We start from the raw sequence: 24,767 nt of genomic DNA, 5'->3' as shown, positions 1-24,767 counted from the left end.
CGTGACGCTGAAGATGTACCTCGCCATGGGCATTGGAGCAGGGATCGCCGCGTACATCGCAGGCGCCACTCCGATGTGGAGCCTGGTCGCCGGCGCCGTCGCACCCGCCCTCCTCGCGGCCGCACCCCACTTCCTGCGCGGCACCATCGCAGGCCTCAGCACGGCGAGCGACCCAAACTCCGAGATGTCGGGCTTGGAGTTCGAGGACCACGTCGCGCGGATCGCCCGATCATGCAGCGTGCCCGTGATCATGACGTCGCTGACCGGCGACTGGGGCGTCGATATCATCGTCGGTAAACGACCGAATCGTCTTGCCATTCAATGCAAACGACAGTCACGCCCCGTCGGCGCGAGCGCAGTCCAAGAGGTCGTTGCGGGTGCCCCGATGCAGGACTGCGCGAAGACCATGGTGGTGACCAACCACGAATTCACCCCGGCCGCACGCAAACTCGCCGAGTTGCACCAATGCGAACTCGTCGGCCGGGCCGAACTGCCGCGGCTGCGGTCGACCATCCGGCGCCTCACGGCGCCCACCGAAGTCAGCTGAGCGCGTCGCGCACGGCCGCGACCGCGGCGTCGATCTCCTCACGCGTCACCGTCAACGCCGGCCGGAACCGCACGCTATGAGAACCGCTGCCGAGCATGATCACCCGGTGATCCCACAACCGCCGAATCAACTCGTCCCGCTGCTCCGTCGACGGCAGGCTGAACGCACACATCAGGCCGCGGCCACGGACGTCGAGCACCACATCAGGAAACTCCGTTGCAAGACCGTCGAGCCGGTCCACGAGATACCGCCCCGCCTCAGCGGCATGAACCATCAGCCCGTCCGCTTCGATGACCTCGAGGATGCGTCGTGACCGCACCATGTCGACCAGGTTGCCGCCCCATGTGGAGTTGATCCGGGAGCTCACCGCGAACACGTTGTCGGGCACCTCGTCGACCCGCCGCCCGGCCATGATGCCACATACCTGCGTCTTCTTGCCGAACGCGACGACGTCGGGCGTGACATCGAATTGCTGGTAGGCCCAAGGGGTTCCGGTCAACCCACAGCCGGTCTGCACCTCGTCGAAGATCAGTAGCGCGTCGAACTCGTCGCACAACTCCCGCATCGCCGCGAAAAACGAAGGGCGGAAGTGACGGTCGCCGCCCTCCCCCTGGATCGGCTCGGCGATGAAGCACGCGATGTCGTGCGGATGAGCCTCGAACGCGGCGCGCGCCTGTCGAAGCGACTCCGCCTCCAGCGCATCCATATCCGCGCCCGGTCTCACATACGGCGCGTCGATGCGGGGCCAGTCGAACTTCGGGAATCGCGCGACCTTGTTCGGGTCGGTGTTGGTCAGAGACAACGTATATCCGCTGCGGCCGTGGAACGCGCCGCGCAGATGCAGCACACGCGTGCCGAGCGCCGGATCGATGCCGCGCGCCTCGTTGTGCCGGCTCTTCCAGTCGAACGCGACCTTCAGCGCGTTCTCGACGGCGAGCGCTCCCCCGTCGACGAAGAACAGGTGCGGCAGCGCCGGGTCGCCCAGCACGCGCGCGAACGTGTCGACGAAGCGGGCCATCGGCACGCTGTACACATCGGAGTTGCTCGGCTTGTTCACCGCGGCCGCGGCCAGCTCCGCACGGAACTCGGAATCGTCGGCCAGCGCCGGATGGTTCATGCCCAGCGCCGACGAGGCGAAGAACGTGAACATATCGAGGTAGCGCTGGCCGGTGCGGGCGTCGACCAGATAAGAGCCGGACGAGCGCTCGATGTCGAGGACGAAGTCCAGCCCGTCAGCCAGGATGCTGCGCGCCAAGACGTCGCGGACGTCGTCGGGGGCAATGTGCTCACGTGCCAAGACAGCGGTCATGCGTCCATTTTAACAAACTATTTACGGTCAAACGCCACTCACGCCGTAACAATTACGGGATGTAGTCGCGTCCTGTGTAAAATGTTTGTAAGATGACCGTGCTGCGGGTGCGGACGTTCGCCGTCGTCCGGATCCGCTGCAACAAGTCTTCGAGCGCCCGCGCCGACTCCACACGGACCAACAGGATGTAGCTCTCCTCGCCGGCCACCGAATAGCAAGATTCGATGGCTTCGATGTGCTCGAGCCGGGCAGGTGCATCATCGGGTTGAGAGGGATCGAGAGGGGTGATGGCGACGAACGCGGACAGCATGAGCCCGGCTGCTTCGGGATCGATCCGGGCGGTATACCCGGTGATCACACCGCGTGCCTCCAGCCGCCGCACCCGCGACTGCACGGCCGACACCGACAGCCCAGCGATGGTGGCAAGATGGGCCAGCGTCGCCCGCCCGTCGGCGACCAGTTCGCGCGCCAGGATGCGATCGATGTCGTCGAGCGTCTCGCCCTCGGCCATGGCGGCACTGTACCGGAGACGATGCCGCCCATGAGTCGACGTGTCCAAACCTGGCAGCTGCGCGCGAAATTCGCCGCCGCGCTGTCACGCATGTACGGCGCCGAAGTCCCGGCCTACACCACACTGGTGGAAGTCAGTGCGGAAGTGAACCGCGAGCTGGGCGCATCCGAGCGGGTGACCGTCGAACGCCATGGCGCGATCCGCGTCGGCAGCGCACGCGAACTCGCCGACGTCGCCGACTTATTCGCCGCGTTCGGCATGTATCCCGTCGGGTTCTACGACCTGCGCGACGCGGCGTCGCCGGTACCCGTGGTGTCGACGGCGTTCCGGCCGATCGACACGGATGAACTGGCCCGCAATCCGTTCCGGGTGTTCACCTCGATGCTGGCCACCGCGGACGCGCGCTTCTTCTCGCGTGAATTGCGGTCGCGCGTCGAACGGTTCATTGCCGAGCGCCGGCTGTTCGACCCTGAGCTCATCGCCGAGGCGCGTCGCATCACCGCGGATCAAGGTGCGGAACCTGGACGCGCCGACCGGTTCGTCGCGGCGGCGGCTGCCGCGTTCGCATTGTCGCGCGAACCGATCGACCGCAGCTGGTACGAAGAACTGGCCAAAGTCTCGGCGGTCGCGGCCGATATCGCCGGCGTGACCACGACGCACATCAACCACCTGACTCCGCGGGTCCTCGACATCGACGAGTTGTACCGGCGAATGACCGCGCGCGGCATCACGATGATCGATGCGATCCAGGGCCCGCCGCGGTGGCACGGACCCGATGTGCTGTTGAGGCAGACGTCATTTCGCGCGCTGGCCGAGCCGCGGCGACTGCGCAACGCAGACGGTACGGTTTCCGACGGCACACTGCGCGTGCGCTTCGGCGAGGTCGAGTCGCGCGGCGTCGCACTTACCGCAACCGGCCGCCAACGCTTCGACGCCGCGATGGCCACACCGGACCCGGCGGCGGTGTGGGGCGACTACTTCCCCGCTACCGACGAGGAGATGGCCGCCTCGGGGCTGGCCTATTACCACCGCGGCGACCCGGCGAAACCCGTTGCCTACGAGGACTTCCTGCCCGCATCGGCGGCGGGAATTTTCCGGTCCAATCTCGACACCGACGCAGAGGCCGCCGATGAGGCGGACACTTCTGACTACAGCATCGAGTGGCTGGCCGGCCGGATCGGCCACCACATTCACGATCCCTATGACCTCTACGAGAAAGTCGCATCATCATGACCACCACGCAGACATCTGTCCTCCCGACAGCCGAGGAGCTACGCACCCGCGTCCGCGACGCACTGAACGCCGTAGGCTCGCGCGTCAAACTCGGCGAGCCCGGCGAACATGGCCTGCACGCCAGCACGCCGATCACCGGCGAGGTGCTCTTCACCATCCCGGAAACCTCCGGTGAGCAGGCCGGCACCGCGATAGCCGAAGCCGCGCAGGCGTTTACGACGTGGCAGACAACACCTGCCCCCGAGCGTGGGGCGCTGGTCCGCCGGCTCGGCGAGTTGCTCGTCGAGCACAAGGAAGATCTCGGCGCGCTCGTCACGATCGAGGCGGGCAAGATCACCTCAGAGGCCCTCGGCGAGGTGCAGGAGATGATCGATATCTGCGAGTTCGCCGTAGGCCTGTCGCGACAGCTGTACGGCAAGACCATTGCGTCGGAGCGGCCGGGCCATCGGCTGATGGAGACCTGGCATCCGTTGGGTGTCGTCGGCGTGATCACCGCGTTCAATTTCCCTGTGGCGGTGTGGTCGTGGAATACCGCGATCGCGCTGGTGTGCGGTGACACCGTGGTGTGGAAGCCGTCGGAGCTCACACCGCTGACCGCGCTGGCGTGTCAGGCGCTGATCGAGCGGGCTTGTGCTGATGTTGGCGCACCGCGCGGGGTGAGCCGGCTGATCCAGGGCGGTCGCGAGGTCGGCGAGCGCCTGGTCGACGACCCGCGGGTGGCGCTCCTGAGCGCGACGGGGTCTGTGCGGATGGGTCAGCAGGTCGGCCCGCGGGTGGCGCAGCGGTTCGGCAAGGTGTTGCTCGAATTGGGCGGCAACAACGCGGCGATCGTGACCCCGTCGGCCGATCTCGATCTGGCGGTGCGCGGCATCGTGTTCTCCGCGGCGGGCACTGCTGGGCAGCGGTGCACGACGTTGCGGCGGTTGATCGTGCACTCGTCGATCGCCGACGAGGTGGTGGACCGAGTCGCGAACGCCTACCGGCAGTTGCCCGTCGGCGATCCGGCAGAAGACGGGACACTGGTCGGTCCACTCATTCACGAGACCGCGTACCGCGACATGGTCAGGGCGCTCGAGCAGGCCCGAGCCGACGGCGGCGAGGTGTTCGGCGGTGAACGCCATGACGTTGGCGACGAGAGCGCGTACTACGTGGCGCCTGCGGTGGTTCGGATGCCCGCCCAGACGCAGGTGGTGCACACGGAGACGTTCGCGCCGATCCTCTATGTGCTGACCTACGATGACCTCGGCGAGGCTATCGCATTGAACAATGCTGTGCCCCAGGGTCTTTCGTCATCGATATTCACGCTCGACGTTCGCGAAGCGGAACGGTTCATGGCGGCCGACGGCTCGGACTGCGGCATCGCCAACGTCAACATCGGCACATCGGGCGCGGAGATCGGCGGCGCGTTCGGCGGTGAAAAGCAGACGGGCGGCGGTCGCGAATCAGGCTCCGACGCGTGGAAGGCCTACATGCGCAGGGCCACCAACACCGTCAACTACTCCTCGGAGTTGCCGCTCGCGCAGGGCGTGCACTTCGGCTAAGCACGTCGCGACACACCGAGGCGAAACCCCTTGGGCATCATGGTCAGTCGTTCCTGGATCTGCAGCTGGTAGGCCGGATCGGCAATCAGGTCGTAGCGGCGGATCAGCACGCCGAGGACGAGAACGGCCTCATGCAACGCGAATTGGCGCCCGATGCACGATCTGGGGCCGGTGCCGAACGGCTTGTACAGACCCGCCGGCCGGGCTTTGACCCGCTCTGGCTCGAACCGGTCCGGATCGAACTGGTCGGGGTTGGCTCCCCATCGCGGATCACGATGCAGCATGGGGGTCAGCGCCAGCGCCCAGTCGCCCTTGCGCATCGGATGTACGCCGGCCAGCACGGTGTCCTCGCGAGCGGCCCGGTAGTAGCCCGGCACGGTGGGTTGCAGCCGCAGCGCCTCGTCGAGCACTCGTCGCACGTATCGCAGCTTGGCGACCATCTCGAAGTCCGGGCGCTCGTGTGACCCCCACACAAGGTCGACTTCGGCGCGGGCCTTTGCGAGCACCTCGGGATGGCGGGACAGGTAGTACAGCGCGAAAGACAATGCCCCCGAAGTGGTTTCGTGACCGGCGACGAGGAAGTTGATCAGTTGATACCGGATATTGGCCGTGCCGAGGTCCGAGGCGAGCATGATCTCCAGCAGGTCGTCGTGATGACCGAGCCCTTCCTCGCGGCGCTTGGCAACGATTTCGTCGGCGACCGCATGCATGTATGCCGCTTCACGGCGGACCTTGCGCTCCTCGCGCCGCGCCAGGAACTTCGGCAGCCAGCTGGCGCGCAGCACGCCGGCCCGGTCGGCGCCTTTGAGCCCCGCGACCATGTGCTCGACGAAAGCGGGAACGGTGTCCGTCCGGAAACTGCCGAACGAATACCCCGCCGCACAGCGGGCGATCGTCTCCAAAGTCACGCGAGTGGTGTCGGCCGACACGTCGACCGTGCGGGCAGCGCGCCCGTGCTCGTCCCAGCGCGCGGTCAGCTCCGCGGCCACGTCGAGCATCACCGCGTGATACCGGCGCATCGCGGCCTGGCTGAACGCCGGCATCAGCAGGTCGTGCGCCTTCTGCCAATTGGGTTCGTCGTTGTACGCCGTGAACAGGCCGTCGCCGCCGAGGATCCGCAGCGCCTCGATCTCCGGGCCCACGTGCTTGCAGAACCGGGTCTCGTCGTTGAGGTCCATGACGACCTCGGCGCCGGCCGCGACGACATAGCGCACACCGACGGCCCGCAGTTCGAAGATGGGACCCAGTTGCTCCGCGATCTGCAGCGCGGACTGCGACGGCGCGTCGGCGTCGTAGGAGAACACGTCGCCGAAAAGGGGTATCCGCCGCCGCGGATGAGGAAGTTTGGGATAGGTTCGCCGGTCATCCAACACGGTCATGGGCCCAGCCTCCGCCGCTGTTGTACATGTGTCAAGTAGGATGGTGGTTATGGCTGAGTCCAGACGGCGGCTGTCGCCCGACGACCGACGCAACGAACTGCTCGCGTTGGGCGCGGAGGTGTTCGGCCAGCGGCCCTACGACGACGTCCGCATCGACGAGATCGCGGAGCGGGCCGGCGTCTCGCGTGCGTTGATGTACCACTACTTCCCCGACAAGCGAGCGTTCTTCGCGGCCGTCGTGCGGGCGGAGGGTGAGCGGCTCTTCGAGGCCACCAACGCCCCGCCGGACCCGGACGCCAGCCTGTTCGGCCAGCTGCGCGCGGGCGTGCTGGCCTACCTGCGATACGACGAAGAGCATCCCCACGGCGCATGGGCTGCATATGTGGGCATGGGCCGATCCGACCCCGTCCTGCGCGGCATCGAAGACATCGACAACGACCGGCAGGCCAACCGGATCATCAGCCGCATCAACGCCGCCGTCGGCGAGGGCATGGACTCCAAGGTCGAGCGCGACCTGCGAATCACTATCTACGGCTGGCTGGCCTTCACCTTCGAGATGTGCCGGCAGCGGCTGATGGACCCGTCCATCGATGGCGCACAGGTGGCCGACGCCTGCGCACATGCCCTGCTCGACGCGATCGGGCGGGTGCCGGGGATACCGTCCGCTCTCGGCGAAGCGGTCGCACCAGAGCATCGCTGATATTTGTCGGTGCCCGCGTGCACGATGGCTAGATGACGCTAGGGCGTTTCAGCGCGCTGACCCGCGAGTGGTTCAGCGGCACCTTCTCGGCACCGACGGCGGCGCAGGCCGAGGCCTGGTCGGCGATCGCCGACGGCGACAACACCCTGGTCATCGCCCCGACCGGGTCCGGTAAGACGCTGGCCGCGTTCCTGTGGGCCATCGACCGGCTCGCCTCGTCAGAGCCGCGTCCCGCGGCGGCCGGTACGCGCGTGCTGTACGTATCGCCGCTCAAGGCGCTGGCCGTTGACGTCGAACGCAACCTGCGTACACCGTTGACCGGTATCGGCCGCATCGCTGAAAGGCGCGGCGTGCCCGCACCCGACATCAGCGTCGGTGTGCGCTCCGGGGACACCCCGCCTGCGCGGCGCCGTGAGCTGATCACCAAACCGCCGGACATCCTCATCACCACACCGGAGTCGTTGTTCTTGATGCTGACGTCGGCGGCCCGCGAGACGCTCGCCGAGGTGCAGACGGTCATCGTCGACGAGGTGCATGCCGTCGCCGCCACCAAGCGCGGTGCGCATCTGGCGCTGTCGCTGGAACGGCTCGACCAGCTGCTCGCCAAGCCCGCGCAGCGGATCGGCCTGTCGGCGACCGTGCGACCGCCGGAGGAGGTGGCGCGGTTCCTGTCGGGTCAGGCCCGCACGACGATCGTCGCGCCACCCGCGGCCAAAACCTTCGACCTGTCCGTGCAGGTGCCGGTGCCCGACATGGCCAACCTCGAGAACAACACGATCTGGCCCGACGTCGAGGAGCGCATCGTCGACCTGATCGAGGCGCACAACAGCTCGATCGTGTTCGCCAACTCCCGGCGGCTGGCGGAACGACTTACGTCGCGGCTCAATGAGATTCACGCCGAACGCTCCGGCGTCGAGCTTCTCGACGGTCCGAATCCGAAGGTCGGCGGCGGCGCGCCCGCCCAGCTCATGGGCAGCGGCCAGGCGTCGGGTGCGCCGACGCTGCTGGCCCGCGCGCATCACGGCTCGGTCAGCAAGGAGCAGCGGGCGCAGGTCGAGGACGACCTTAAGACGGGTCGGCTGAAGGCCGTCGTCGCCACGTCGAGCCTGGAGCTGGGCATCGACATGGGCGCCGTCGATCTGGTGATCCAGGTCGAGGCGCCGCCGTCGGTCGCGAGCGGACTGCAGCGGATCGGCCGTGCCGGCCATCAGGTCGGCGAGATCTCGCAGGGCGTGCTGTTTCCCAAGCACCGAACGGATCTGATCGGCTGCGCGGTCACGGTGCGGCGCATGCTGTCCGGCGAGATCGAGACCATGCGGGTGCCCACGAACCCGCTCGACGTGCTCGCCCAGCACACCGTCGCGGCGTGCGCCTTGGAACCGCTGGACGCCGATCGGTGGTTCGACGCGGTGCGGCGCAGCGCCCCGTTCGCGACGTTGCCGCGCAGCGCATTCGAGGCGACACTGGACCTGTTGAGCGGCAAGTACCCGTCGACCGAATTCGCCGAGCTGCGGCCGCGACTGGTGTACGACCGCGACGCGGGCACATTGACGGCGCGTCCTGGTGCGCAGCGGCTGGCCGTGACGTCGGGCGGCGCCATCCCCGACCGCGGCCTTTTCACGGTCTACCTGGCGACCGACTCCGAGAAACCCTCGCGGGTGGGCGAACTCGACGAGGAGATGGTCTACGAATCGCGGCCCGGCGACGTGATTTCCCTCGGCGCGACGAGTTGGCGGATCACCGAGATCACGCACGACCGGGTGCTCGTGATTCCGGCGCCCGGACAACCGGCGCGGTTGCCGTTCTGGCGCGGTGACAGCGTCGGCAGGCCCGCCGAGTTGGGTGCGGCCGTCGGCGCGTTCACCGGAGAACTGGCGCGGCTAGGCAGCGACGAGTTCGCGCAGCGTTGCCGCGCAATGGGTTTCGACGAATACGCGTCGGACAACCTGTGGCGGCTGCTCGACGACCAGCGGCAGGCCACCGGCGCGGTACCGACCGACGCGACGTTGATGGTGGAACGGTTCCGCGACGAGCTCGGCGACTGGCGGGTGATCCTGCACTCCCCCTACGGCCTTCGGGTGCACGGGCCGCTGGCGTTGGCAGTGTCGCGACGGCTGCGGGAGCGCTACGGCATCGATGAGAAGCCGACCGCGTCGGACGACGGCATCATCGTGCGCCTGCCCGACACCGAAGACGCCGCCCCTGGCGCGGACCTGTTCGTGTTCGACGCCGACGAGATCGAACCCATCGTCACCGCCGAGGTGGGCGGGTCGGCGTTGTTCGCATCACGGTTCCGCGAATGTGCCGCCCGCGCATTGCTTTTGCCGCGCCGCCATCCCGGCAAGCGTTCGCCGCTGTGGCATCAGCGGCAGCGCGCGGCGCAACTGCTCGACGTCGCGCGCAAGTATCCCGACTTCCCGATCGTGCTGGAAGCCGTCCGCGAATGCCTGCAAGACGTCTACGACGTTCCGGCGCTGACCGAGTTGATGCACCGGGTCGCGCAGCGGCGGCTGCGCCTGGTCGAGGTCGAGACCGCCACCCCGTCACCGTTCGCCGCGTCGCTGCTGTTCGGCTACGTCGGCGCGTTCATGTACGAGGGCGACAGTCCACTGGCCGAACGTCGCGCCGCGGCACTGTCATTGGACAGCGTGCTGCTCGCCGAGCTACTGGGCCGGGTCGAACTGCGCGAGCTGCTCGATCCGCAGGTCATCGAAACGACCATCCGGCAGCTGCAGCACCTCAGCGAGGATCGCAGGGCACGCGACGCCGAGGGCATCGCCGACCTGATGCGGATCCTCGGCCCGCTGACCGAACACGAGATCGCCGATCGATGTACCACCACCGACGTGGGTGGCTGGCTGGACGGGCTGAGGGCTGCCAAGCGCGCGCTGACCGTCTCGTTCGCCGGCCAAACGTGGTGGGTCGCCGTCGAAGACATCGGGCTGCTGCGCGACGGTGTCGGAGTGGCGGTGCCGGTTGGGGTGCCGGTGGCGTTCACCGAATCGGTCGACGATCCGCTCGGCGAGCTGCTCGGCCGCTACGCGCGCACCCACGGCCCCTTCACCACGCACGACGCAGCGGCGCGCTTCGGTCTGGGCCTGCGGGTGACCGCCGATGTGCTGGGCAGGCTGGCCATCGACGGACGGCTGGTGCGCGGCGAGTTCACCAGCAACGTAGAGGGCGAGCAGTGGTGTGACGCCGACGTTTTGAAGATCCTGCGGCGTCGGTCGCTGGCCGCGCTGCGGGCGCAGGTAGAACCGGTCAGCACCGCCGCATACGCCCGCTTCCTGCCGGCGTGGCAACAGGTGGGGTCGACGCACAGTTCGGGCGTCGACGGGCTCGCGGCCGTGATCGATCAACTGGCCGGGGTGCCGATACCGGCGTCGGCGGTCGAGCCGCTCGTGTTCGGGCAACGCGTCCGCGACTACCAGCCCGCCATGCTCGACGAGCTGCTGGCCTCCGGCGAGATCACCTGGTCCGGAGTCGGGCAGATCGGTGGAGGCGACGGCTGGATCGCGTTCCATCCCGCAGAGTCGGCGTCGCTGTCACTGGCCGCGCCGACCGAGATCGAGTTCACGGATGCCCACCGAGCGATCATGGAGACACTCGGTCGCGGCGGCGCATATTTCTTCCGGCAACTCGCCGACAATCCGACAGAAGAAGTGAAACAGGCTCTGTGGGAACTGGTTTGGGCCGGCTGGATCACCGGTGACACATTCGCACCGGTTCGGGCGCTGCTCATGGGCAGCCGCAGAGCGACGGGACGCCGCGGCAGCCCGGCGCACCGGCAACGCCAGCGGCCGCCGCTGCTGAGCCGCTATTCCGTCGCGCACGCGCAGGCTCGCACCGCCGACCCGTCGGTCGCGGGCCGTTGGTCCGCATTGCCGACACCCGAACCCGAGTCCACTGTGCGCGCGCACTTCCAGGCCGAGCTGCTGCTGAACCGCTACGGCGTACTGACCAAGGGCGCAGTCGCAGCCGAGGAAGTGCCGGGCGGTTTCGCGATGCTGTACAAGGTGCTCACCGCGTTCGAGGATGCGGGCCGATGCCAGCGCGGCTATTTCGTCGAGTCGTTGGGCGGCGCGCAGTTCGCGGTGGCGTCGACGGTGGATCGGCTGCGGTCGTACCTCGACGGCGTCGATCCGGAGCGCCGCGAGTATCACGCAGTGGTAATAGCGGCGGCCGATCCCGCCAATCCGTACGGCGCGGCGCTGCCGTGGCCGGCGCAAGGGCCTGGCCGTAAAGCGGGCGCGTTGGTAGCCCTGGTCGACGGTGAACTGGCCTGGTTCATCGAGCGTGGTGGACGCACGCTGCTCAGCTTCACCGACGACGCCGACGCACACGTCGCCGCCGCGGCCGCGATCGCCGACTTGGTCGGAAGCGGGCGCGTCCAGTCGTTCCTGGTGGAAAAGGTCAACGGCGTGTCAGTGCTCGAACCGGGCGCGGAGGGCCAACGCGCCGCGGTGCAGGAGGCGCTGGTCGGCGCCGGGTTCGCACGCACGCCCCGCGGCCTACGATTGCGGTGATCATGACTGCATCCCGCATCGCTACACCGTTCGGATTCACATCGACGGCCGCCGAGGTCATCGACGGCGTCGACCTGTCGGGTAAGCGTGCCGTAGTGACGGGCGCGTCCTCGGGTATCGGAGTCGAGACGGCACGGGCGCTGGCAAGCGCGGGCGCGGCGGTCACGCTCGCGGTGCGCAACACCGAAGCCGGTGAGCGGGTGGCCGCCGATATCCGCGCGGGCACAGGCAACGACGCCGTCAGTGTCGCCGCGCTGGAGCTGTCCGATCTGTCAAGCGTCGCCGCCTTCGTCAGCGCCTGGACCGGGCCGCTGGACATCCTGGTCAACAATGCCGGCGTGATGGCGATCCAGGAGCTGACATTGTCGGCGAGTGGGCACGAAATGCAGTTCGCCACCAACCATCTCGGACATTTCGCGCTCGCGGTCGGCCTCCACGATGCGCTGGCCGCGGCCGCACCGGCCCGCATCGTGTCCGTGAGCTCCGGCGGGCACCTGCGGTCGCCCGTGGTGTTCGACGACATCGACTACAACTTTCGCGACTACGACCCGTTCGGCGCGTACGGGCAGTCCAAGACCGCCAACGTGCTGTTCGCGGTCGATGCCACCCGCCGGTGGGCACCCGACGGCATCGTGGCCAACGCACTCATGCCGGGCGGCATTGCCACCCCACTACAGCGCCACCTACCAAAGCACTACGCCGCGCAGGCGCTCGACGCTTTCCGCGCGGCCGGTTCGGACTTCAAGACCGTCGAGCAGGGCGCGGCGACGTCGGTGCTGCTTGCCGCTTCCCCGCTGCTGGACGGCGTCGGCGGGCGCTACTTCGAGAACTGCAACGAGGCCCTGCCAGTCGAACGGCGCGGGAAACCCGGCGAGGGCGGTGTCGCCCCATATGCGCTCGATCCGGCCAATGCCGAACGGCTGTGGGAACTTTCGCTGAAGATGATCGGGTAGCGCATGCCCGAGGGCGACACCGTCTGGCACACCGCCGCCATTCTGCGCGACGCCCTGGCCGGAAAAGCCCTGACCCGATGTGACGTTCGCGTTCCTCGCTACGCCACCGTCGACTTGACCGGACACGTCGTCGACGAGGTCATCAGCCGGGGCAAGCATCTGTTCATCCGCGTCGGCCCGGCCAGCATCCATTCCCATCTGAAGATGGACGGCAGCTGGAAGATCAACCCGGTCGACAAACCGAGCCGCGCCGGTCACCGCATCCGGATCATCCTGGAAGCCGGTGACGTTCAGGCCGCGGGCATCGACCTCGGTGTGCTGGAGGTTCTTGAACGCGACCGCGACGAAGAGGCCGTCGCCCATCTCGGACCCGACCTCCTCGGCGACGACTGGGATCCCCGGACTGCGGTGGCGAATCTGATCGCCAATCCGGACCGTCCGCTAGCCGAGGCTCTGCTCGATCAGCGAGTGATGGCCGGCGTCGGCAACGTGTACTGCAACGAACTGTGTTTTGTCACCGGGCATTTACCGACCACGCCGGTCGGCAACGTCAAGGATCCGCTCCGCATGGTTCAGCGGGCACGGGACATGTTGTGGCTCAACCGTTCTCGCTGGAACCGCACCACGACCGGTGATACCAGGCGCGACCGTGAACTGTGGGTCTACGGCCGCGCCGGGCGGCCCTGCCGCCGCTGCGGCACCCGCATCGAATCAGACAGCGGCGGGGACCGTATCTCGTTCTGGTGCCCGGTCTGTCAGACGTGACGGCAGCGCCAGCTTGACGATCTTGCGCACCACGGTGGCGAACTGCTTGGGCAGCGGACCGCTGTTGTACGGGACGCCGTAGCGGTGGCAGATCTTGCGCACCTGTTCAGAGATCTCGGCGTGGCGATGCGCCGGAATGTCGGGGAACAGATGGTGTTCGATCTGGAAGGACAGGTTGCCGCTCAGGATGTGAAAGAGCTTGCCACCGGTCAGGTTTGCCGATCCGAGGACTTGTCGGAAGTACCACATTCCGCGTGTCTCGGCCTTGGTCTCCTCGATGGAGAACTCCTGAACGTCGTCGGGGAAGTGTCCGCAGAAGATGATCATGAACGACCACACGTTGCGGATCAGGTTGGCTGTGACGTTTCCCGCGAGCACCAGCGGCGCGAACGGGCCTGCCAGCAGCGGGAAGGCCACATAGTCTTTGAGCGCCTGTCGCTTCGTCTTGCGCCAGATGCCCTCGAGGATCTCACGCTTGTCGGCCAAGGTGATCTCGCCGGCGCGGATGCGCTCGGTCTCCATCTCGTGTAGCGCGACGCCGTATTGGAACAGCACCATCAGAAGGAACGCGTACACGGGGTTGCCGAGGAAGTACGGCCGCCAGCGTTGATCTTCGCTCATTCGCAGGATGCCGTATCCGACGTCGCGGTCCATCCCGACGATGTTCGTGTACGTGTGGTGCATGTAGTTGTGCGAGTGCCGCCATTGATCGGCGGGGCATGCGGTGTCCCACTCGAAGCCTCGGCTGGAGATGGCCGGGTCGCCCATCCAGTCGTACTGGCCGTGCATGACGTTGTGGCCGATCTCCATGTTGTCGATGATCTTCGACAGGCCCAGCATCGCGGTGCCTGCAAGCCAGAAGGGCGGGAAGATGCTGCCGAAGAGCAGCGCACGTCCGCCGACCTCTAAGGTCCGCTGCGCCTTGATCATTCGACGGATGTACGTGGCGTCGCGATCGCCGAGGTCGGCGATTACGCGTTCCTTCAGTGCATCGAGCTCGCGGCCGAATGCCTCGGCCTGCTCCGGGGTCATGGTGATGGTCTCTCCCGCGACGGTCTTCTGGATCATCTTCGGGGCAGGAGTAGTAGAGACGGTCATGACTTCTCCTTTCATTTAGAGAGCAATGTCGACGTCGCCGACGGGGACGGACACACAGATCTGCACGTCTTCCTCCTCGGCGCTCGACACCGCTCCAGTGACGAGGTTCTTCACCGCGCCGCGGGTCTTGCGGCGGGTGCAGCTGTGGCAGATGCCCATTCGGCATCCGCTTTCGGGCGTCAGGCCCGCGGCCTCGGCCTGCTCGAGCAGGGGCCGGCCGTCGTCATCGATTTCGACGGCGCTACCTGTGAACGACACTCGGCCGCCCGACGCTTGAGCGTCGAAAACAGGCGGGACGAAGCTCTCGGAGCTGACATTCGCGCAGTGTTCGCGTACCGCGGCCACCAACGCCGGCGGCCCGCACACGAACACCGCGTCCGGTTCGGGCATCGCGGCGGCCAGGTGCTCCTCACCGAAGTGACCTTCCAGATCAGCGCCTTCGGCCGAGCGCGTGTAACCGTGCAATACCCGGACGCCGTGCATCGCGTCGAGCTCCTCGCGGTAGCAGGCCTCCTGCGCGTTGCGCGCGTAGTGGATGAAAGCCACCTCGCGGTCGGATCCCTCGGCACGAATGGTGCGCAGCATCGACATCACCGGCGTGATGCCGCTGCCGCCGGACACGAACAGGATTCGGCGGGGCCGGTGCGCGGGAAGCACGAACTCCCCGCCGACCGAGTCGAGGCCAACCACCATGCCGGGGCGGGCGTGCTTGTACAGGTAGGTGGACACCAGCCCACCGTCGTGGCGGCCGATCGTCAGTTCGATATAGCGGGCGCCCTCGGCGCTGGCGGGCGAATAGGGCCGGGTGCGGCGACGGCCGTCGATCTCGACCGTGAGGTTGATGTTTTGGCCGGCGCGAAAGCCGGTGAACGCCTGATTCGCCTCGAGTGTGAGGGTGACGCTGCGCGGTGTCTGGCGCCGCACCGCGATCACTTTCGCGCGGGGGTCAGCCTGCGTCCAGGTGGGGGCGACGAGCTCGGTGTAGCGGTCGACGCCGTGCGGCCCGGTGAGCAGGTCGACCAGCGGTGACCGAAGCACTCGCCTCGTCAAAGTTTCGGTGAACATATGTACACTGTGAGGGGTCTTGCAGCAGCGCGTCAATTGATTCGAGCAGGTTGTGGTAGGTTTCACACAGTGAACAGTCGTACTCCTAGTTCACGAGTGGGTCGGTCGAGCCGCTCGGGGAAGTCGCGATCGCGTGAGTCTTCCCGCGAAACGCTGTCCCGTGAGCAGCGCAAGGAGGCCACCCGCCAGGCCATCGTCGCCGCGGCGCTGCGGCTGCTCGAAGACCGCAGCTTCTCCGCACTGAGCCTGCGCGAGGTCACTCGTGAGGCGGGCATCGTGCCCGCCGCCTTCTATCGGCACTTCGAGTCGATGGAGGCGCTCGGCCTGGTCCTCATCGACGAATCGTTCCGCAGCTTGCGCGACATGTTGCGCGGCGCACGGGCCGGCAAGTTCGACCCGAACCGGGTGATCGAGTCCTCAGTGGACATCCTCATCGACGGGGTCAACGAGCGCCGCGAGCATTGGCGGTTCATCGGCCGTGAGCGGTCCACCGGGGTGACGGTGTTGCGATATGCGATCCGCACCGAGATCCGGCTGATCACCTCGGAGTTGGCGATCGACCTTGCGCGCTTCCCCGGCCTCAACACCTGGAGCGGCGAGGATCTCAACATCCTGGCCAGCCTGTTCGTGAACTCGATGATCGTGATCGCCGAGGCCATCGAGGACGCCAACGATCCTGCCGCAATCGACGAAATCAAACGCACCGCGATCAAGCAGCTGCGGATGATCGCCGTCGGCGTCAGCGGGTGGCGCAGCCAGGTTTAGCGTGTGGCCATGCCGCACCTCGAACTGACCTACCCGCGTCCCGACGTCGCCGTCGTCACGCTGAACCGTCCGGAGAAGCTCAACGCGCTCAATCACGAACTCGTCGAACAGCTGCACGGCACGTTCGACGAGATCGGCGCGAACAACGAGTGCCGCGTCGTCGTACTCACGGGTGCGGGGCGGGGCTTCTGCTCGGGGCTCGATCTGACCGACCCGAACCCGCCGGAAGCCGGCCGCGGACTCGAGTTCCCGCGGTCGGGCATGCGCTGGCAGGAGCGCATCGCCGACCTCACCACGCGCATACAGCGGCTTCGGCAGCCGGTGATCGCGGCGGTCAACGGGGCGGCGTACGGCGGTGGGTTCGGCATCGCGCTGGCGTGCGACATCCGCATCGCCTCCGAATCAGCCCGGTTCTGCACGCAGTTCATCAAGCTCGGCCTCGGCGGCTGCGATATCGGCGTCAGCTACACGCTGCCGCGCATCATCGGCGGCGGGCCCGCGTTCGACCTGATCCTGACGGCCCGAGTGGTGGATGCCGACGAGGCGCTGCGGCTCGGCATCGTCTCGCGGCTGTCGTCATCGGTAGTCGACGACGCGCTGGAGATCGCCGACACATTGTGTGGTTACGGCAAATTCGGCCTGGAGTCCACCAAGCAGGTGCTGTGGGCGAACTTGGAAGCACCGAGCCTGGAGGCTGCGCTGCACGTGGAGAACCGCAGTCAGATCCTGGCGTCGACCAGCGGCGACATCCGCGAGGCTACCGAGGCGTTCCGCCGCCGTCAGGGATGACGACCTGCCCGGTGATGTAGCTGCCGGCATCAGACGTCAACAGCAGTGCGGCACCGACGATCTCGTCCGGCGATCCGAGCCGCTTCATCAGTGTCGAGCCGGCCATGTAGTCGACCACCTCATGCGGGTTGTTCCGCATCATGTCGGTGTCGACGGGTCCCGGCGCAATCGCGTTGACCCGGATGCCGAATGGCGCGAAGCCCGCAGCCATCGACCGGGTGAACGACAACAACGCGGCCTTGCCCGCTGCGTACATCGACACCACCGGCGCGAACTGGAACGCGCCTGTCGAGATCATGTTCAACACCGCGGCACGCGAACTCGCCTTCAGATGAGGCAGCGCGTGCTGCACCAGGAAGACCGGGCCGCGAAGGTTGACCTCGAACGACTTGGTCCACGCGTCGACGGTCATCTCCCCCAACGGTTGTGCCAGCGCGTTGGCCGCGTTGTTCACCACGACGTCGACGCCGCCGAACTCGTCGACCGTGCGCTGCACGAGCGTGCCGAGGGCATCGACGTCACCCAGATGCGTCGGCACACCGATCGCCTCACCGCCGAGGTCACGCAGATGATCGGCGGTCTGCTCGCATGCGTCGGGTTTGCGGCTGGCCACGACGACGCGCGCGCCGGCGAGTACGAAGCCCTCCGCCAGTGCCAGCCCGATGCCCCTGGTTCCGCCCGTCACGATGACGGTGCGGCCCGTCATGTCGAAAAGTCGCTCGAAGGCTTCGCGATTCACGCCCGTCAGTAGAACAGATCGGGATTGGACGCCACGTACTGCTCGACAGTTTGAGCGGGCCGTCCGATGATCCGCTCGACGTCGTCGGTGGCTCGGTTGTAGCGATCCTCGCGATGCAACCGCGCCATCGTCACGATGTGCTGTTGGACGTGCTCAGGCAGGCCGGCGTTCGCGAGCACGTGCGCCAGGTCGTCGGCCGGTACGTCCTCACCGGTTATCGGCCGACCCAACGCGCGGGTGTACTGCTCGGCGAGCCCGTCGATGTCGAGCACAGCAGGACCGGTCAGTTCGTACACGTGGCCGAGACGGTTGTCGGGATCGCGCAACAACGCGGCCACCACCCGGGCCACATCGGCGGAGGCGATCGGCGATGTCCGACCTGCACCGAAAGGCAGCGCCAGCACCCCGCGTGAACGCACGCCGAGTGCCCCCAGGATCGTGAACAACGGATTGTCCAGAAAAACCGTTGGCCTGACGTGGATTACCGGCAGATCCGACCAATTCAGCACATGCTCGGCCAGCCAGTGCAGCCGGTGCTGACGGGATTCCTGCGTGCTCGTCAGGGTCATCTGCGACACCGTCATCTGCGACATGTTGACGATCACGTCGAGCGCGCCGCGCTCGAGCGCGACCGCGCACACCTCTGCCGTGGCTCGCAGATAGTCGGGCGAGACGCTCATGTTGAAGAACATGCGGTTGGCGCCTGCCATCGCGTCGATGATGTCGTTGGCCCGAGTCAGGTCGCCCACCACGACTTCTGCACCCAGTGCGCGCAATTGGTCCGCACGCTCGTCGTCGCGGCGCACCATCGCCCGCACCGGCTCGCCGGCATCGACAAGCAGCTCGACGACTTGGCGGCTGACGCCTCCGGATCCTCCGCCTGCGCCGGTGATCAGGTACACAACGCCGCTAGACGCAGCCGCTGACGCTTATCCGTCGGCCGGCGTTGACGCAGACGGTGACGTTGGGTGCCGGCGGCGGAGGCGGAGGTGCATACAGCGCGTCGTTCAGTTCGTTGAACGGGTCGGCGCATCCGCTGACATCGACACGTGCTCCGCCAACGGAGCCGCACACGGTGGCGGTGGCTGCCGGCGTCCCCATCACTGTCAATCCCGCGCCGACTATCAGGCTTGCGCATGCCAACGACCAGATCTTCACAACACGATTGTCGCAGGGGGGTGCGCATTGCCGTGGCTGAACGCGTGCATCCGTACGTCGGCGCAGATGTTTTGCTCCTTGCGGAAGGATCGCACGCTTGAGGCGTCAAGCTGCCCGCTGCGCGTTCGATTGCGACCTGCGGTTTTCGCTCGGGTTTTGGCATTGCGGTATGATCATGTCCGCTATCGCATGTACTACGAAAGTTGTTGTCAGAATTGCATTTTAGTTATCTGTAGCGATCTTGTTCCGCTCTAGGCTACATTTGCCTCGGCAACCGCATCCTCCCGATCTGCTTCGGCGAAATCCGTCAGGAACCTCTGGTTTTCTTCGTCGCTGACTGGGTGGGTGCGTTTGCTGCACGCAAAACGGTGCGCGGGGGTCAGGTTGGGGCACGCGCCGCCCGTCGGTCTTGTCCGTGTTTCAACCTTGGGGGTATTAACGGTGGCTGCTCGCTTCGCGGCAGTGGGATTCGCGTTGTTGGCTATCAGCATGATGGTTGACCCACCGGCCAACGCGGTCGTGAGCTGGCAGCCGAAGACGCCGCTCTTGTCGACGCCGTGGACTCATCTCGTGGATCCGAGCAACGCGCTGCCGGAATATCCGCGCCCGCAGATGACACGGAGCCGTTGGCTGAACCTCAACGGTGTGTGGGATTACGCGGGGCGGTCTGCCCAGACCGCCTTGGCCGCGCCTCCCCCGGCGGACGCATACCGCGAGCACATCCTCGTTCCGTATCCGCCGGAGTCGGCGTTGTCCGGTATCCAGCGCCACGACGACCAGATGTGGTACCACAAGACCTTCAAATTGCCAGACCTGTGGCGTGGGCAGCGGGTGCTGCTGCACTTCGGCGCGGTCGACCAGATCGCCACCGTGTGGGTGAACAACCGGCAAGTCGCCCACCACGAAGGCGGCTACACCGAGTTCAGCGCCGACATCACTGAGGCGCTGCGGTGGCCGGGCTCGCAAGAGATAACCGTGCGGGTCGAGGACCGCAACGAGGCCAACCCATTCCCCGTCGGCAAGCAGCGCAACGGCCCGGGCGGGCTCTTCTACACAGGCGCGTCCGGCATCTGGCAGACGGTGTGGATGGAGCCGGTGCGTGCGGCACACATCGACAAGCTCGACATCATTTCAGACTTGACGAGTCTTGCTGTCACGCCACGGGTTTCCGGGACGAAGAACGAGCGGGCCGTGGTGATCGTGTCGGCACCGGGCCGCGGCGTGGTGTCGATCGCAACAGGCAAGGCGGGTCAGGCGATTCGTCTGCCGATATCGAACGGGCACCTGTGGACTCCCGACGACCCGTATCTGTACGACCTCAAGGTCGGGCTGTTGAGCCCGACGGGGCAGGTTGTCGACGAGGTTTCCAGCTATGCCGGGTTACGCACGATCGGCACGGTCAGGGACTCGAAAGGCAGGCCGCGGATCGCGTTGAACGGCAAGATCACCTTCCTGCACGGCCCGTTGGACCAGGGGTACTGGCCCGACGGGCTCTACACCGCTCCCACCGACGATGCACTGAAGTTCGATCTCGAGCAGATCAAGAAGTTGGGGATGAACTTCGTCCGCAAGCACGGCAAGGTGGAGCCGGCGCGCTGGTACTACTGGGCGGACAAGCTCGGGCTGATGGTGTGGCAGGACATGCCGTCGCTGTACGTATCGCTCGACGTCCCGACCGGCCCACTCCCGGATCCACCTCCTGAGGCGAAGGCGAATTTCGAGCGCGAGCTGTTCGAGATGATCGATCAGCTGCGCAGCGTCACGTCGATCGTCGGCTGGGTGCCCTTCAACGAGGGCTGGGCCGAATACGACACCGCCAGGATCACCAACGCGGTGAAAGCGGCCGACCCCACGCGCCTCGTGGACGCGAACAGCGGGGCCAACTGCTGCAAATCGCGCCCCGACAGCCATGCGGGAGACATCTGGGACGATCACACCTATGTCGGCCCCGGCCGTCCGGTGCTGCCCGACCCGCTCGACCCGCGGGTGACGGTCGACGGCGAGTACGGCGGCCTGGGGCTGGTCCTCGACGACAACCGGTGGCCCGGACGACCAGAGGCCTACGAGATGTCCGACAACCAGGCGCGGCTGACCGAGCGCTACGTCAAGGTCAGTCAGGATCTCGAGGATTTCATCCGGGGGGCGAACCTGTCGGGCGCGATCTACACGCAGACAACGGACGTCGAGAACGAGGTCAACGGGTTTCTGAGTTATGACCGGCGGGTGGTCAAGATGGACCTTCCGACGGTGGCGGATCGGAATCGCGCCGTGATTGCCGCGGGGGCGGATTCGCCCGACCGTCGTTGAGGGCCTGCAGCGCGGCGGCGAGTACACCGCGGCGCGGCTCGACGCGTTCGACGCGCACCCGGTCTCCGCGACGCACGACGCCCGGAGTCACCACGTCGGCGTAAGAACCGATGGCGGCCGACTCGCCGAACGGTCCGGCGTCCCGACGCCTCGACCTAGCCAGCGTGCGAAGGATTGCCCGATCACGGGGAAGCTCGCCTTGGGCATGCGTCGTCATCACGCACCGCGGTGTCGCGATGACCGCGTGTACGACCACTTGCGCGCCGAGGTGGACGTCGCATCCCAGCCAGCCCTCTGTCCCGTCGCCCTCGCCGGCGTCGTCGATCAGCACGTTGGGGCGGAACCGTCGTGCATCCCATACGCCATCCGGGTGCTCGGCCGCTACCTGGTGAAGCGCGCTCACGGCGAGCAGGTGCACCGGAGCGAAGTCCGCCAGGGTCTCGGGCGCGGCCGCAGCGAGAACCGATTGCGCCTCGTTGTCGGTGTATCGCACGAAGCGGACGTCTCGGCCCAGCAGCGCGCTCGCCCGCTGTGACAACTCGTCTGAGTCACTGATGACGGATCCGTCGGGGAACGTGACTTCGACGCCGTTTGTCGTTGAGCGGGCGCAGCATTCGAGCAATGCCGCGTACCGCTTGGCGCTGACGAGTCGACCGGTGTCGGCCTCGACGAAGCCGTAGGCGCGGTCACCGACCACCGAGCCGGGTCCGAGGACAAGCTCCGACACCTGTTCGCCCGCCATGGATTTGACGGAGTAGCGCCATAGCGCAGCGACGGATGCGGTCATAGGGTGCGCGTGCTGACGAAGCGGCGTGGGCGCCCGCTCACCGGGTCGGCGAATTCGATGCTGTGCGCCAACAACTGCAGCGGCCGCGAGAAGTCATCGGCGGGTACATCAATCACGTTGGGGTACAACGTATCCCCGACGATCGGTAGCCCGAGCGAGGTCATGTGTACGCGCAGCTGGTGTGTACGGCCGGTCCGCGGGCGCAGGCGATAGAGGCCGTCGTTGACGTGTTCGATCAGCGTCTCGGCGTTCGGCTCGCCGGGTTCCTCGACGGCTTGTAAGTGACCCCTGCGCTTGATGATTCGGCTGCGCAACACCGTCGGCAGCTCGACGTCCGGATTGACCGCCGCCCTGGCCAGATACGTCTTGCGGACCTCGCCGCGGGCGAACAGCGTCTGGTATGCGCCCCGAACTTCTCTGCGCGTGGTGAACACGAGCACGCCCGCGGTCAGCCGGTCCAGCCGATGCGCGGGTGACAGCTCCGGCAGCCCGAGGTCGCGGCGCAACCGCACCAACGCGGTCTGTGCGACGTGCTTGCCGCGCGGCATCGTCGCAAGGAAGTGCGGTTTGTCGACCACGACGAGGTCGTCGTCGCGGTGCAGGACCGGAATGTCGAATGGCACCGGAACCTCTTCGGGCAGTTCGCGATACAAGTACACATGTGCGCCGGCCGACAACACGGTGGCCTCGGTGACCACCCCACCATCGCCCAGAATCACTTCTCCTGCGCGGACTTTCGCGGCGGCGTCGGGACCCCACCGATTCAGGAACTCGTCGACCACGAGGCCGCCGCGCATCCGCACCCGCGCAGGGCCGAGGCCGTCGCGCACGGGTAGCGGCGCCGGCCTCACGAAAGCGGCACCGGTTCGAGGATCTCGGCGCGCGCCTCCGGCGCGGCTGCCCGCAATGCATCGGCGGACTCGTCGTCGGGTTGCTGCTGGGACCGCACCTCGGCGTCGACACGCGCGCAATACGTCGCGACCTCACGGTCGATGTCCTCTGCGCTCCAACCCAGAACGGGCGCAACGACTTCGGCGACCTCGCGCGCACAGTCCACGCCGCGGTGCGGGTATTCGATGGAGATCCGCATCCGCCGCGCCATGATGTCCTCCAGGTGCAGCGCCCCCTCGGCGGCCACCGCATACCACGCCTCGACCTTCAGATACACCGGCGCCTCGGTGATCGGCGTAAGTAGGTCCGGCCGCCCCTCGGCCATCTGCAACACCTCGCCGATCATCGCGCCGTACCTGTCGAGCAGGTGACGCACGCGATACGGGTGCAGGTTGTAATGCAGGCCGACATGTTCGGTCTGGTTGATCAGCGCGAAGTAGCCGTCGGCGCCCATCAGCGGGACCTTTTCGGTGATCGACGGCGCGACCCGGGCGGGGATGTATTCGGCGGCGGCGTCGATCGCGTCCGCGCCCATCACCCGGTAGGTGGTGTACTTGCCGCCGGCGATCGCGACCAGACCGGGCGCCGGCACCGCGACGGCGTGTTCACGCGACAGCTTGGATGTCTCTTCGCTCTCCCCGGCCAGCAGGGGGCGCAGGCCGGCGTACACCCCGTCGATGTCGTCATGCGTCAAGGGCGTGGCCAACACGGTGTTGACGTGTCCGAGGATGTAGTCGATGTCGGCCTTGGTGGCCGCCGGGTGCGCGAGGTCGAGGTTCCAGTCGGTGTCGGTGGTGCCGATGATCCAGTGGGTGCCCCACGGAATGACGAAGAGCACGGATTTCTCGGTGCGCAAGATGATCGCGACCTCGCTGACGATGCGGTCGCGCGGCACGACGATGTGCACACCCTTGGACGCACGCACGCGGAACCGGCCGCGCTGTTTGGACAGCGCCTGGATTTCGTCTGTCCACACGCCGGTGGCGTTGACAACCACGTGGCCGCGGACCTCGGTGATCTGGCCGTCCTCCGAATCGCGCGCCTCGACGCCTACAACGCGGTCGCCTTCGCGCAGCAGCGATACGACCTGCGTGGACGACCGCACCACAGCGCCGTAGTGCGCGGCGGTGCGCGCCACCGTCATGGTGTGCCGGGCGTCGTCGACGACGGTGTCGTAGTAGCGGATGCCGCCGATCAGTGAGCTGCGCTTGAGACCAGGCGCGAGTCGTAGCGCGCCTGCCTTGAAGAAATGCTTTTGCGCCGGAACGGATTTCGCTCCGCCGAGCTGGTCGTAGAGGAAGATGCCCGCAGCCACATACGGCCGTTCCCACCACCGCTTGGTCAGCGGGAACAGAAACGGCAAGGGCTTGACCAGATGTGGCGCCAGCGTGGTCAGCGACAGCTCGCGCTCGTGCAGCGCCTCGCGAACCAACCCGAACTCCAGCTGCTCGAGGTAGCGCAGGCCGCCGTGGAACATCTTGCTGCTGCGGCTCGACGTGCCGGAGGCGAAGTCGCGGGCCTCGACGAGCGCCACCCGCAGCCCACGGGTCGCCGCGTCCAGTGCAGCACCGGCACCGACCACGCCGCCACCGATGACCACGACGTCGAACTGCTCGCTGCCGAGCCGCTCCCAGGCCTGTCGCCGCTGCTCAGGGCCCAGCAGTGTGGGCCCGTTGCCTGCGATCGGTTCGGTCACTGTTCCAA

21 protein-coding genes are annotated in these 24,767 nt (G+C 67.0%); 10 read left to right on the top strand and 11 right to left on the bottom strand.

All coding sequences use genetic code 11. The annotated features are described in order from the left end of the window. The first annotated feature begins 13 nt into the window (after positions 1-13). Positions 14-547, top strand: coding sequence for a restriction endonuclease (locus ACWW36_RS15995; protein ID WP_456142507.1), 534 nt, complete (start codon positions 14-16; stop codon positions 545-547). Here the strand turns inward: ACWW36_RS15995 and lat are convergent. Together lat and ACWW36_RS15985 are read right to left on the bottom strand one after the other, a co-directional pair. Continuing rightward, entirely contained in the window at positions 540-1,856 is a 1,317-nt protein-coding gene (gene lat / locus ACWW36_RS15990) for an L-lysine 6-transaminase (protein WP_456136987.1), read from the bottom strand. The genes ACWW36_RS15995 and lat overlap by 8 nt on opposite strands. A gap of 52 nt (positions 1,857-1,908) precedes the next feature. Beyond that, positions 1,909-2,367: an Lrp/AsnC family transcriptional regulator gene (locus ACWW36_RS15985; RefSeq protein ID WP_456136986.1), complete on the bottom strand. Its 459-nt coding sequence runs from the start codon at positions 2,365-2,367 to the stop codon at positions 1,909-1,911. Positions 2,368-2,397: 30 nt separating this feature from the next. Here ACWW36_RS15985 and hglS point away from each other — a divergent pair, with 30 nt between their 5' ends. Further along, positions 2,398-3,600 carry a 2-oxoadipate dioxygenase/decarboxylase gene (hglS, locus tag ACWW36_RS15980; protein WP_456136985.1) on the top strand — a complete coding sequence of 401 codons (1,203 nt, stop codon included), beginning with the start codon at positions 2,398-2,400 and terminating at the stop codon, positions 3,598-3,600. Next, positions 3,597-5,141 carry an L-piperidine-6-carboxylate dehydrogenase gene (gene amaB, locus ACWW36_RS15975; protein ID WP_456136984.1) on the top strand — a complete coding sequence of 515 codons (1,545 nt, stop codon included), beginning with the start codon at positions 3,597-3,599 and terminating at the stop codon, positions 5,139-5,141. Before hglS ends, amaB begins: the two co-directional genes overlap by 4 nt. Here amaB and ACWW36_RS15970 read toward each other — a convergent pair. Next, a complete protein-coding gene (locus ACWW36_RS15970; RefSeq protein WP_456136983.1) occupies positions 5,138-6,520 on the bottom strand; it encodes a cytochrome P450 in 1,383 nt (460 codons plus the stop codon). The two genes, amaB and ACWW36_RS15970, sit on opposite strands and share 4 nt — an antisense overlap. A 49-nt stretch (positions 6,521-6,569) precedes the next feature. On the opposite strand from ACWW36_RS15970, the gene ACWW36_RS15965 reads away from it, so the two are divergent. From ACWW36_RS15965 to nei2, 4 genes are read left to right on the top strand one after another with little or no spacing between them, the layout of a single operon-like run. Further along, positions 6,570-7,220 carry a TetR/AcrR family transcriptional regulator gene (locus ACWW36_RS15965; protein ID WP_456136982.1) on the top strand — a complete coding sequence of 217 codons (651 nt, stop codon included), beginning with the start codon at positions 6,570-6,572 and terminating at the stop codon, positions 7,218-7,220. Positions 7,221-7,252: 32 nt separating this feature from the next. Continuing rightward, on the top strand, positions 7,253-11,746 hold the full coding sequence (locus ACWW36_RS15960; protein ID WP_456136981.1) for an ATP-dependent helicase: 4,494 nt from the start codon (positions 7,253-7,255) through the stop codon (positions 11,744-11,746). Positions 11,747-11,748: 2 nt separating this feature from the next. Further along, a complete protein-coding gene (locus ACWW36_RS15955) occupies positions 11,749-12,699 on the top strand; it encodes an SDR family NAD(P)-dependent oxidoreductase (RefSeq protein ID WP_456136980.1) in 951 nt (316 codons plus the stop codon). 3 nt (positions 12,700-12,702) lie between these two features. Then, positions 12,703-13,464, top strand: a complete 762-nt coding sequence (gene nei2 / locus ACWW36_RS15950) for an endonuclease VIII Nei2 (RefSeq protein ID WP_456136979.1) — start codon at positions 12,703-12,705, stop codon at positions 13,462-13,464. On the opposite strand, the gene ACWW36_RS15945 is transcribed toward nei2, so the two are convergent. Together ACWW36_RS15945 and ACWW36_RS15940 are read right to left on the bottom strand one after the other, a co-directional pair. Further along, a complete protein-coding gene (locus tag ACWW36_RS15945; RefSeq protein WP_456136978.1) occupies positions 13,411-14,562 on the bottom strand; it encodes a fatty acid desaturase family protein in 1,152 nt (383 codons plus the stop codon). The genes nei2 and ACWW36_RS15945 overlap by 54 nt on opposite strands. 15 nt (positions 14,563-14,577) lie before the next feature. Beyond that, on the bottom strand, positions 14,578-15,627 hold the full coding sequence (locus tag ACWW36_RS15940; protein ID WP_456136977.1) for a ferredoxin reductase: 1,050 nt from the start codon (positions 15,625-15,627) through the stop codon (positions 14,578-14,580). Between the two features lie 69 nt (positions 15,628-15,696). On the opposite strand from ACWW36_RS15940, the gene ACWW36_RS15935 reads away from it, so the two are divergent. Together ACWW36_RS15935 and ACWW36_RS15930 are read left to right on the top strand one after the other, a co-directional pair. Beyond that, complete coding sequence (locus ACWW36_RS15935; protein WP_456136976.1) at positions 15,697-16,392, top strand: TetR family transcriptional regulator; 696 nt, start codon at positions 15,697-15,699, stop codon at positions 16,390-16,392. Between the two features lie 9 nt (positions 16,393-16,401). After that, entirely contained in the window at positions 16,402-17,181 is a 780-nt protein-coding gene (locus ACWW36_RS15930) for an enoyl-CoA hydratase/isomerase family protein (RefSeq protein WP_456136975.1), read from the top strand. On the opposite strand, the gene ACWW36_RS15925 is transcribed toward ACWW36_RS15930, so the two are convergent. Genes ACWW36_RS15925 through ACWW36_RS15915 form a run of 3 tightly spaced genes read right to left on the bottom strand, consistent with a single transcriptional unit; the run spans position 17,150 to position 19,078 of the window. Next, positions 17,150-17,887, bottom strand: coding sequence for an SDR family NAD(P)-dependent oxidoreductase (locus ACWW36_RS15925; RefSeq protein WP_456142506.1), 738 nt, complete (start codon positions 17,885-17,887; stop codon positions 17,150-17,152). The genes ACWW36_RS15930 and ACWW36_RS15925 overlap by 32 nt on opposite strands. Positions 17,888-17,925: 38 nt before the next feature. After that, a complete protein-coding gene (locus ACWW36_RS15920) occupies positions 17,926-18,822 on the bottom strand; it encodes an NAD(P)H-binding protein (RefSeq protein WP_456136974.1) in 897 nt (298 codons plus the stop codon). 7 nt (positions 18,823-18,829) lie between these two features. After that, the gene (locus ACWW36_RS15915; protein WP_456136973.1) at positions 18,830-19,078 is read right to left on the bottom strand and encodes an RNA-binding protein; all 249 of its coding nucleotides are present in this window, start codon (positions 19,076-19,078) and stop codon (positions 18,830-18,832) included. 489 nt (positions 19,079-19,567) lie between these two features. On the opposite strand from ACWW36_RS15915, the gene ACWW36_RS15910 reads away from it, so the two are divergent. Continuing rightward, positions 19,568-21,385, top strand: a complete 1,818-nt coding sequence (locus ACWW36_RS15910; protein ID WP_456142505.1) for a glycoside hydrolase family 2 protein — start codon at positions 19,568-19,570, stop codon at positions 21,383-21,385. On the opposite strand, the gene ACWW36_RS15905 is transcribed toward ACWW36_RS15910, so the two are convergent. The 3 genes from ACWW36_RS15905 to ACWW36_RS15895 are packed head-to-tail and all read right to left on the bottom strand — an operon-like array spanning position 21,306 to position 24,759. Continuing rightward, the gene (locus ACWW36_RS15905; protein WP_456136972.1) at positions 21,306-22,172 is read right to left on the bottom strand and encodes an MOSC domain-containing protein; all 867 of its coding nucleotides are present in this window, start codon (positions 22,170-22,172) and stop codon (positions 21,306-21,308) included. The genes ACWW36_RS15910 and ACWW36_RS15905 overlap by 80 nt on opposite strands. Continuing rightward, a complete protein-coding gene (locus ACWW36_RS15900) occupies positions 22,169-23,023 on the bottom strand; it encodes a pseudouridine synthase (RefSeq protein ID WP_456136971.1) in 855 nt (284 codons plus the stop codon). The genes ACWW36_RS15905 and ACWW36_RS15900 overlap by 4 nt, the downstream gene beginning before the upstream one ends. After that, positions 23,020-24,759, bottom strand: a complete 1,740-nt coding sequence (locus ACWW36_RS15895; RefSeq protein WP_456136970.1) for a glycerol-3-phosphate dehydrogenase/oxidase — start codon at positions 24,757-24,759, stop codon at positions 23,020-23,022. The genes ACWW36_RS15900 and ACWW36_RS15895 overlap by 4 nt, the downstream gene beginning before the upstream one ends. Positions 24,760-24,767 lie beyond the last annotated feature (8 nt).

The sequence above is a fragment of the Mycobacterium sp. MMS18-G62 genome (assembly GCF_053877835.1).
Note: the sequence above shows the minus strand (reverse complement) of the source record. Positions and strands in the feature narration are given on the sequence as shown.